Origin of the sequence: Alteromonas sp. AO-Serp, from assembly GCF_017849675.1 — a bacterium.
Classification (GTDB): domain Bacteria; phylum Pseudomonadota; class Gammaproteobacteria; order Enterobacterales; family Alteromonadaceae; genus Alteromonas; species Alteromonas macleodii.
Window position 1 is genome coordinate 1 of record NZ_JAFLMX010000258.1, and the last position, 9,916, is coordinate 9,916.

The following is a 9,916-nucleotide window of genomic DNA, read 5'->3' on the forward strand; positions in this document are numbered from 1 at the left end:
TGATAGCTTGGGTTTTGTGTCGCAATAACAAAAAACGGAGACGGCAGCGCATGGGTTACACCATCTATACTTACTTGTCGTTCTTCCATCGCTTCTAACAGAGCGCTTTGTGTTTTGGGGCTGGCTCTGTTTAGCTCGTCCGCTAACACCACTTGGCTAAAAATAGGGCCGTGTCTAAACGAAAAGCGCTTTGCCTCGTCTTGTTCATTACTATGAAAAATGTTTACGCCCAACATATCTGATGGGAGTAAGTCAGAAGTAAATTGAATGCGAGAATATTGTAGGCCAAAAACTTGTGAAAGCGCATGAGAAAGGGTGGTTTTACCCATTCCCGGTAAGTCTTCAATTAATAAGTGGCCATTGGCAAGTAAACAAGTTATTGCGAGTTTTAATTGGTGATCTTTACCAATAATTTTCTGACTAAGAGCCCGCTGTACGTTAATGATATCTTGGCGCATATGATTGTCACTTAAGTTTAAAGTTACTCTGTCACACTACGTATTAAACAGTGAGAAAGCGATTAAGGCTTTTCTAAGGATGTTGCGCAATGATGTTTAAGTTCATGTCTGAGTTCATGTTCTAGCTTACATGTTTAGCGAACGGTAACGAGTGCCGACAATGTGGTGTTTCGAAGGTCACTACTTCTTAATAATAGCAACGATAGCGAAAGGCTTTCTATTGAATTACCTGTTAAATTTTATACGCAGGTATATCAGCGACTTGATGGTTCGTTGCGTTGTTTCTCCTATGTTCTTAATGTTGTTAAGGCGACGTCTATTTTAAAAAAAGTAAAAACGGCTTACATGGACTTTATCGACAGCAGATACGACGGGATGGGAAGCAGTAAAACGTCACTTTCTTGCCTTATTAGCATAGATTCCCGCAAAACATCTGTTATTAAGTGCTGCGTAGTTTATCTGTGTTGTCTATAATGGTGCCTCTTAAAAAGGAAGTAGTTATGAAAAGCATTGAAATAGATGACGATTTATATGCCTTCATCGCCAGCCAAACGAAGCATATTGGTGAGAGTGCATCACAAATTTTAAGACGTTTACTTTTGCCTGAAGACGGTGCCGTGTCCCACGGTGTCCAGCATGGTGGGGCTTCATCTACATCTGTAAAAACAAGCGAACCAAAAAGTACAGACGTTGTAGAAACCGCAGATAACGGAAGTGAGTCAACACCCGAAGTTGAAACTCAAGTGGCGACTAAAGTACAAACCAAAGCGCCTACTAAAGCGACAGCCAGTTCAGCAGTTAAAGCAGCGCCAAAGGCTGCAGCGAAGAAAGCTCCAGCTAAAGCAACGGCAGCAAAAGCGCCTGCGAGCTCAAGGGCAGCTAAAAAGGTTTCGGAAGTTTCTTCAGTAACGCCAGCAACAGAAGCTCACTCGAAAAGAGACATTCTTGAAGCGGTGTCAAAAGATGCATTAGGCACATTTACCAAGCGCGTTGATCAATTCCTGTTTGTTTTAAGTGCAGCGCACAAGCTTAATGCAGAAAACTTTACTCGTGTTGAAAGTATAAAAGGTAAAAACCGTACGTACTTTGCGACAAGTAAGGCGGCATTGTTGGAAAACGGCAGCAGTACTAATCCTAAAGCTATCCCTGATAGCCCGTTCTGGGTGGTAACAAATAACAATACTGCCAAGAAAACGAATATGCTGGAACAAGTTTTGCGTAACTTAGGCTATCAACCCGATGTTATTGAAACCGTGATTGCGCGTTTCTCTTCAGAAGGTAAATAGCAAGCCAAGGTATAGAACAACGAAACTTCTAAATAAGGATTTTTTTCATGGCATTACATCCGCAGGCTGGACAGCATGCAGCAAAAGAGCAACTCATTAACGTAGCGCAGTTAGTGAGCCAGTATTACAGCTATAAACCGGATATGAATGACCCGGGTCAAGCGGTCTCTTTTGGCACGTCAGGTCACAGAGGTACAGCTTCCAACGCTACGTTTACCGATACCCACATCAGTGCAATTTGCCAAGCATTGGTAGAGTATCGTAAACAAGAAGGTATCGACGGTCCGCTGTTCGTTGGTAAAGATACCCACGCGTTATCTGAGCCTGCCATGATTACCGCTATCGAAGTTTTGTGTGCAAACGGTGTCAATGTTGTCGTGCAGCGCGCAGACAATGAAAGCATGGGCTATACGCCGACACCTGTTATTTCACGTACTATTATTCGCTACAATCGCGCAGGTAACACCGACAAGGCAGATGGTATCGTCATTACGCCTTCTCATAACCCTCCTTCAGACGGTGGATTTAAGTACAACCCGCCTCATGGTGGACCTGCCGATAGCGACGTAACCAAGCAAATTCAAGAACGCGCGAATGAACTAATCGCCGATGGCAATAAAAACGTTAAGCGCATTGATATTCGCCAAGCTACCGCACGCAAATTGGTTCGTGAAGAAGACTTCATGGAACCTTATATTGAAGACCTAGCGAACGTTATCGACATGGAAGCGATTGCAAAAGCTAACTTAAAACTAGGTACAGACCCACTCGGTGGTGCAGGTGTCGGATATTGGTCGCGTATTGCTGAAAAGTATGGATTGGACATTACCGTTGTTAACGACGCGGTTGACCCACAGTTTGGTTTTATGCGCCGTGACAAAGACGGTAAGCTTCGCATGGATTGTTCGTCTGCCTATGCGATGGCAGGGCTTATCGAGCTGAAAGATAACTTTGACTTAGCTTGGGGCAATGATCCTGACTTCGATCGTCACGGTATTGTGTGCAAAAGTGCGGGCCTTATGAACCCAAACCATTATTTGGCCGTGGCTATTAACTACCTTTATACCCACCGTCCAGAATGGCCTAGCGATTTAAATATCGGTAAAACACTGGTGTCTAGCAGTATGATTGACCGCGTAGCCAACAGTTTAGGTAAACCTTTGGCTGAAATGCCGGTAGGCTTTAAATGGTTTGTTGATGGTTTATCAAACAGCACTATTGGTTTTGCGGGTGAAGAAAGTGCTGGTGGAATTTTCCTTGAACGCAATGGAAGCACGTGGGCGACAGACAAAGACGGCTTTATTCTTTGTTTGCTGGCAGCTGAAATCCTAGCCATCACAGGCAAAGATCCTGGCGAGCACTACAAAGCGCTAACGGAAAAATTTGCAGCGCCGGTTTACAGCCGTGTTGACGTGGCAGCAACACTTGAACAAAAGCAAAAGCTTTCGGCGATGGATGCATCTGTCGTCACTAGCGATACGTTGGCAGGCGAGCCTATCACTGCCGTTCAAACCCATGCGCCAGGTAATAATGCGGCAATTGGTGGCGTTAAAGTATCGACAGAAAATGGCTGGTTCGCAGCGCGTCCTTCTGGCACCGAACAAATTTATAAAATCTATGCGGAAAGCTTTAACGGTGAAAGCCACTTACAGGATCTAATTGCTGAAGCCGAAGCCTTAGTCGGAAAAATAATTAAATAAGTACAAAAATAAATCACTTTAAATTCTTTTTTGTAAATCAATTGTTAAAAATCGCATGAATGCATACGAATTCATGCGATTTTTTGTTATTTTAACAAAATTATTACAACATAATCGTTTAAGCGCTGCTATATTGCTGTCATATTCTGAAGTTATTCTGTAATTAAATTACGTTTTCGGTGTGTAAACACCGCTTCTACTTAAGAGTGAGACGCAAAATGAACGCAAAAGCGACCAAGACGCAACCCTCTCCAGTGATCGATAAGGCTGCATTCAAAGCAGCGGTTATTAAACACTTACACTGCACGCTAGGCACCGACGAAAACAAAGCAAACAATCACGCTTGGTGGAAAGCAACGTGCGCTGCAATTCAAGAACAAGTACTTGAAGGGTTGCGCAAAACCCAGAAAAGTCATTACCTGAACGACACCCGCGCCGTTCATTATTTCTCTGCTGAATTCCTAATGGGCCGTTTGCTTTCAAACAACCTGCAAAACTTTGGCCTATTCGATGTAGCGAGTGGTGCGTTGAAAGAGCTAGGTGTTGAAATTTCAGACATTCTTGAAGAAGAGCCTGATATGGCGCTAGGTAATGGTGGCCTTGGCCGACTAGCGGCTTGCTTCATCGACTCACTAGCGACAATGGAATTACCTGCAATAGGTTATGGTATTCATTACGAGCACGGTTTGTTCCGCCAAGAAATTAAAAGCGGTGCGCAAATCGAGCGTCCAGATAGCTGGCGTGACTACGGTAATCCATGGGAAATTTGCCGTCCAGAATCTATTCAAGAAGTATCGCTTTACGGCTATGTAGAGACTAAATACGGCGACAACGGACGAGTGCTGAAAGAATGGCACCCTGGCTCAATTGTTAAAGGTGTGCCGTGGGACATTCCGGTTGTAGGCTACGAAGGTAAAACCGTAAACGTACTGCGGTTGTGGCAGTCAGAAGCGTCTGACTACTTCAATTGGGACGTATTCAATGCTGGTGGTTATGTTGATGCACAGCGTGAAAATGTATCAGCTGAAACGATTTCAAAAGTACTTTATCCAAACGATGAGACCGAAGCGGGTAAAGAGCTGCGTCTTATTCAGCAGTACTTCTTCTGCTCGTGCTCGCTTAAAGACATTATCCGTCGTTACAAGCGTGCTCATGGTGACGATTGGAGCCGTTTCGCCGATCAGGTTGTTATTCAGCTAAACGACACGCACCCAGCTATTTCTATACCAGAGCTAATGCGCATTCTTGTTGACCGCGCAGAGCTTGGCTGGGATGAAGCGTGGGGGATTTGTACAAAAGTATTTGCATATACCAACCACACCTTGCTGCCAGAGGCACTTGAAAAGTGGCCTGCGCGCATGATTGAGAAGATCCTTCCTCGTCATCTAGAAATCATTTATGAAATTAACCACCGCTTTATGGCAGAGGTTGATAAGAAGTGGCCTGGCGACAATGCCATGAAAGCTAAGCTTTCAATCATTGAAGAAGGTAACGAGAAGATGGTTCGTATGGGCCACCTGTCGGTAATCGGTTCATTTGCCGTTAACGGTGTGGCAGAAATGCACTCTCGTCTTGTTAAGTCGTCTCTGTTCCCAGAGTTCGATGAACTATATCCAGGTAAGCTAACTAACGTAACCAACGGTATTACACCACGCCGCTGGTTGAAAGCGTGTAACCCAGCGCTGTCCAAGCTAATCGATAAAAAGATTGGTGAAGACTGGCCGCGCGACTTAGACAAACTGCAGGGGTTGGCTAAATTTGCGAGCAACAAAACGTTCCAGAAGCAATTCATGAAAGTGAAGCTTGAGAACAAAGAGTTACTAGCAGAGGAAATTCGCAAGTCCCTTGATATAGAAGTAGACGTTAACGCCATTTTCGATGTGCAGATTAAGCGTTTGCACGAGTATAAGCGTCAACACTTAGCGCTTCTGAATATTATGGCGTTGTACCGTCGTATTCTAGAAAACCCTGATTACGATATGCACCCGCGTGTATTTGTGTTTGGTGCTAAAGCGGCACCGGGCTACAAGCTTGCGAAAGATATTATCTTCGCTATTAACAAGGTAGCGGATAAGATCAACAACGATCCGCGCGTAAATAACAAGATTAAAGTAGCATTCTTACCAAACTACCGTGTATCACTCGCTGAAAAAATGATTCCAGCGGCAGACGTATCTGAGCAAATCAGTACGGCAGGTAAAGAGGCATCAGGAACCGGTAATATGAAGCTTGCGCTGAACGGTGCGGTAACTATTGGTACACTTGATGGTGCAAACGTTGAAATTGCTGAAGAAGTGGGCGATGACAACATCTTTATCTTCGGACTTACAGTAGAAGAAGTGAACGAGCTTAAAGCGAATGGCTATAACCCACATGACTACTACTATAAAGATCCAGAAATTAAAGCTGTGCTGGATTGGTTAGAAACGGATTACTTTACGCCAGGTAAACCAGGTGCATTGGTGTCAATTAAGCAAAGCTTACTTGATAACGGTGACCCGTACATGGTGCTTGCAGATTTCCGTGCTTATTCTGATGCACAAATTGCAGTTGATGCTGCATACCGCGACAAAGAGCGTTGGGCAGAAATGGCCATCATCAATACAGCGAAGATGGGTAAATTTACCTCAGATCGTTCAATTCGTGACTACGTAGAACGCGTTTGGAAACTTTCACCGTGTAAGATTGAAAGCTAATCGCAGAACCGTAAAGAAATAGCCCGGCAGTGGTACACTCGCCGGGTTTTTTATTACCCTCTAAATACTTCTTCATTGTTTCGTATTGGGTTCAAAATACGGCACAGTTTGTTCTTAACGTCACCAGAAATAAGTACTACAGCCATGTTTTTTGTCCAATATTAGGCTAATGTTGTACAAAAGTATAAGACGGTATACAAAATAATACGTTACTGTCGTTGCGCCTTTCGTAGCGCCATGGTTTTATATAACTAGTTGTTTTTAGTACCTCGAAGCGTAAAGCTCAAGGAAAACATCATGAGCCAACACACATCACTGGCAACCATTCCCAATCGCTATGCGTTTATCGATAGCATTTCGAAGCAAGCATCTCGCAGTGCTTCTATTTCATTGATGCTGGTCGATGTAGTGCGTTTTTCTGATGTGACAACCAGTCTGGGCATTCATGTAGGCGATCGCTTTTTACTTGAAATAGCCAACCGCATCCAACTCCTATTTGGAACTGCGGTATCGATTGGCCGTATCAGTGGTGATGTTTTTGGCATCGTTTTTCCTAATGAAAGTAATGAAACCGTAATGCGACAAATGTTCGAACGCTTAGTCGAGCATTTCAAAACGCCTATGCATTATGATGGTACGGCTTTTATTGCAGACTTTAACGTAGGTGTGGTGTGCAGTATTAAGAATGACTTTGATATCACTTCCTTTGTTTCCCGAGCGGAAACGGCTTTAAAACAAGCAAAAGAAAACAAATACGAAAATTACTTCGCGTTGACTAAGTCAGACAAAACCGACACGGGCAGAAGTTTGGCGCTAAAAGCAGATTTAAAACGTGCATTAGCACAAAATGAACTCGAGCTTTACTATCAACCAAAAGTCGATCTGACAACGCTAGAAGTAGTGGGGGCTGAGTGCTTACTTCGCTGGAATCACCCTCTTGATGGCGTCTTATTTCCAGGTCCGCTAATCGAAGCGGCCGAGTCGTATAATATGATGAGCGAACTGGGCTACTGGACGCTTGAGCAAGCCTTTAGGGCGCTCTCGGAATTGGACCTAATGAAGCGGTCTTTAATGCTGTCTGTGAATATTTCTCCCACACAGTTATACGACAACCAGTTAGTTCCAACCCTGACGATGCTGAGTCGTACGTATTCAATGCCGCTTTCGTTAATCGAGTTGGAGCTTACCGAGGACGTGGCACTGTCTAATTCATTAATGGTGAAAAAGCAGTTAGATGAGCTGCGAAGCTTAGGCGTATCTATTTCTGTAGATGATTTTGGTAAAGGGTATTCAAATCTTGCTTATATTCGAGATCTGGATTTGGATGCGCTGAAAATCGATAAGTCCTTTGTGATGGAACTTGAAGCTCACCCTGTTAATCGCGCCATTATCGAAGCGGCGAAAGTGATAGGGCATGCAAAAGAGTGCTGTGTAGTCGCCGAGGGCATAGAAACCGTAGAGCAGCTTCACATACTCAGAGAAATAGGGGTTACACAAGGGCAGGGATACCTATTCTCTCGCGCCATTCCATTCGTTGATTTCGTACAGCTTACCCAACAAGAGATAATTATCGGCAACTCGCCTAGACGCGCTCAAGCGTAGTATCTGAAAGTGCGGCAATCTGTAGTTCCGTTGTTCAATGCTTACAGCTACTGGGAATTAAACAGTGAGATAACGTGATTTTGAAGGCCTGTCTGGGTACACTGGAAGCATTCGAGATTAGACAACGTAGACAAAGCTCACACTTATGCAAGAACTTATCGAAAGCGGCCAATTTTTAACACTTTCTCGCCGTAATTCCGCATTATTTGAACGCTCTCATCAATTTACATTAGCTAATGGTACGCTCGTCGATATTACCGCACCTGGCATTATCAGTTTTTCAGTACAGCCAACCTCTAAGCCTAATAAACGCATTGTTTTATCGTGTGGTGTGCACGGTAATGAAACCGCACCTATCGAAATCTGTGATGATTTAGTTAAGGGGATCCTTACAGGGAACATAACGCTGGCACATGATGTTTTGTTCTTATTTGGCAACCTGCCAGCGATGGATATTGCAGAGCGTTTCGTTGAAGAGAACATGAACCGCTTGTTTAGCTGTGCACACTCGAAGGGCGAAGGTTTAGTGAACGCAGAGCGCGTTCGTGCTAAACAGCTCGAAGATGCTGTGGCGTCTTTCTTTGAAGCGGGAGAGGGCACCCGATATCACTACGACCTACACACAGCAATTCGCGCCTCAAAAAATGAAAAGTTTGCGGTATATCCTTATCTTCATGACAGAATACACAGCAAAGGGCAGCTGGCATTTCTCGCCGCGTGTGGTGTGAAAACCATATTACTGTCGGAAAGCTCGACAACCACCTTTAGCTATTTCTCGTCATATCAATACAACGCGCACGCGTTTACGGTTGAACTTGGCAAAGTGCGTCCATTTGGGCAAAACGATATGCGTCGATTTGAAGATGCGAAACAAGCGATAACGCAGCTAATTACTCAAACCGAGTACGCGCCTAAGGTTGATATGGATGACCTTGATATTTATCGCGTGAACCAAGTTATAAACCGAAACGAAGAACAGTTTACGCTTCATTTCGATGACGATACGCCAAACTTCACTGACTACCCTAAAGGCACGGTATTGGCTTCTGAACCGAGTAAAGAGTACATAGCAGAGCAGGACGGCGAAGCCATTGTTTTCCCGAATGCAAAAGTGGCCATTGGACAACGCGCCTTATTAACCGTTGTGCCTACTACGTTGGATAAGCTAGATGTTTAAACTTGATAGCCGTTTACACAATGATACATTTTTTGTCTGTGATCTCTCGCTGTGTCGTGTACTGTTAATGAACGATAGTCAGTTTCCGTGGCTTATTTTAGTGCCGATGAAAAATGATATTGCGGAAATTATCGATTTGTCAGAAGAAGAGCAGATTACTTTACTTAAAGAGTCTGCATTGGCATCAAAAGCCATGCAGTCCTTGTTTTCACCGCTTAAACTTAACGTGGCAGCACTAGGCAATGTGGTAAGGCAGCTTCATGTTCATCACGTCGCACGTTTTGAAAATGATTGTGCGTGGCCAAAACCTGTGTGGGGCAACCAGCCAGCAGTGGCGTATAACACAAACGATGCTCAGGCACTTGTTAAGTCTGTTAAGCAGTGGTTCGAAAACAACAGCTAGAGGGCGCACGCCCTTAATAGCGCAAAATAAACAGTTCACATTAAAAGGAGTTATGCATGATAGTTTCAACTACCCCAACGCTTGAAGGGCATAAAATTGAAGCTTATTACGGTATTGTTGTGGGCGAGGCCGTGATGGGCGCAAACGTATTTAAAGATCTTTTCGCCTCTATTCGCGATATCGTTGGCGGCCGTTCTGGGTCGTATGAAGAAGAGTTAACCACCGCACGTAAGTTAGCGTTTACTGAGCTTGAGCATGAAGCCAGAAGCATGGGCGCAAATGCTGTGGTTGGCATCGACTTAGATTATCAAGTGATTGGCGATAAAGGCAGTATGCTTATGGTGAGCATTAGCGGTACCGCGGTGAAAACAACCCCTTTATAAGATTATGAAGGGCGTATGCTTTGGTGAATTAACGTTTATCAATTAAGTGCCGATTAATACCAATCCGCATAGATAATTGCCCACTCAGAAGGTGCTGGCAAGTTTCCTAGCGAAGCGTGGGAATGCAGGAATGGCTGTTCCCTTTCAAATTCCCAGAATGAAGTTAGGAAGCTTGCCAGACCTTCCCGAAGGGCGAGTTTAAAATGTCCGT

General features: G+C 44.3%; 8 protein-coding genes. 7 read left to right on the forward strand and 1 reads right to left on the reverse strand.

Annotation, left to right across the window (positions count from 1 at the left end; genetic code table 11):
- Window positions 1-458: AAA family ATPase (locus QVA83_RS16980; RefSeq protein ID WP_287498734.1), on the reverse strand; the 458-nt coding region annotated here is incomplete at its 3' end.
- 500 nt (window positions 459-958) lie between these two features.
- On the opposite strand from QVA83_RS16980, the gene seqA reads away from it, so the two are divergent.
- From seqA to QVA83_RS17015, 7 genes are all read left to right on the forward strand, one after another.
- Window positions 959-1,744, forward strand: coding sequence for a replication initiation negative regulator SeqA (gene seqA, locus QVA83_RS16985; RefSeq protein ID WP_014949034.1), 786 nt, complete (start codon window positions 959-961; stop codon window positions 1,742-1,744).
- A gap of 47 nt (window positions 1,745-1,791) precedes the next feature.
- The gene (gene pgm / locus QVA83_RS16990) at window positions 1,792-3,444 is read left to right on the forward strand and encodes a phosphoglucomutase (alpha-D-glucose-1,6-bisphosphate-dependent) (protein ID WP_014949035.1); all 1,653 of its coding nucleotides are present in this window, start codon (window positions 1,792-1,794) and stop codon (window positions 3,442-3,444) included.
- A gap of 218 nt (window positions 3,445-3,662) precedes the next feature.
- On the forward strand, window positions 3,663-6,140 hold the full coding sequence (locus tag QVA83_RS16995) for a glycogen/starch/alpha-glucan phosphorylase (RefSeq protein ID WP_014949036.1): 2,478 nt from the start codon (window positions 3,663-3,665) through the stop codon (window positions 6,138-6,140).
- A 297-nt stretch (window positions 6,141-6,437) separates the two neighbouring features.
- On the forward strand, window positions 6,438-7,742 hold the full coding sequence (locus QVA83_RS17000) for a putative bifunctional diguanylate cyclase/phosphodiesterase (protein ID WP_014949037.1): 1,305 nt from the start codon (window positions 6,438-6,440) through the stop codon (window positions 7,740-7,742).
- Window positions 7,743-7,887: 145 nt separating this feature from the next.
- Complete coding sequence (gene astE, locus QVA83_RS17005) at window positions 7,888-8,919, forward strand: succinylglutamate desuccinylase (RefSeq protein WP_156078180.1); 1,032 nt, start codon at window positions 7,888-7,890, stop codon at window positions 8,917-8,919.
- A complete protein-coding gene (locus QVA83_RS17010) occupies window positions 8,912-9,322 on the forward strand; it encodes an HIT domain-containing protein (RefSeq protein WP_014949039.1) in 411 nt (136 codons plus the stop codon). Before astE ends, QVA83_RS17010 begins: the two co-directional genes overlap by 8 nt.
- 56 nt (window positions 9,323-9,378) lie before the next feature.
- Window positions 9,379-9,705 (forward strand): heavy metal-binding domain-containing protein, encoded by a 327-nt coding sequence (locus QVA83_RS17015; protein ID WP_014949040.1) that lies wholly within the window; start codon window positions 9,379-9,381, stop codon window positions 9,703-9,705.
- Window positions 9,706-9,916 lie beyond the last annotated feature (211 nt).

What these genes read in the sequence shown, in the direction of transcription:
- pgm (WP_014949035.1), top strand. Translation starts at nt 1,792, where the DNA reads ATGGCATTACATCCGCAGGCTGGACAGCATGCAGCAAAAGAGCAACTC.
- QVA83_RS16995 (WP_014949036.1), top strand. Translation starts at nt 3,663, where the DNA reads ATGAACGCAAAAGCGACCAAGACGCAACCCTCTCCAGTGATCGATAAG.
- astE (WP_156078180.1), top strand. Translation starts at nt 7,888, where the DNA reads ATGCAAGAACTTATCGAAAGCGGCCAATTTTTAACACTTTCTCGCCGT.
- QVA83_RS17015 (WP_014949040.1), top strand. Translation starts at nt 9,379, where the DNA reads ATGATAGTTTCAACTACCCCAACGCTTGAAGGGCATAAAATTGAAGCT.
- QVA83_RS17010 (WP_014949039.1), top strand. Translation starts at nt 8,912, where the DNA reads ATGTTTAAACTTGATAGCCGTTTACACAATGATACATTTTTTGTCTGT.
- seqA (WP_014949034.1), top strand. Translation starts at nt 959, where the DNA reads ATGAAAAGCATTGAAATAGATGACGATTTATATGCCTTCATCGCCAGC.
- QVA83_RS17000 (WP_014949037.1), top strand. Translation starts at nt 6,438, where the DNA reads ATGAGCCAACACACATCACTGGCAACCATTCCCAATCGCTATGCGTTT.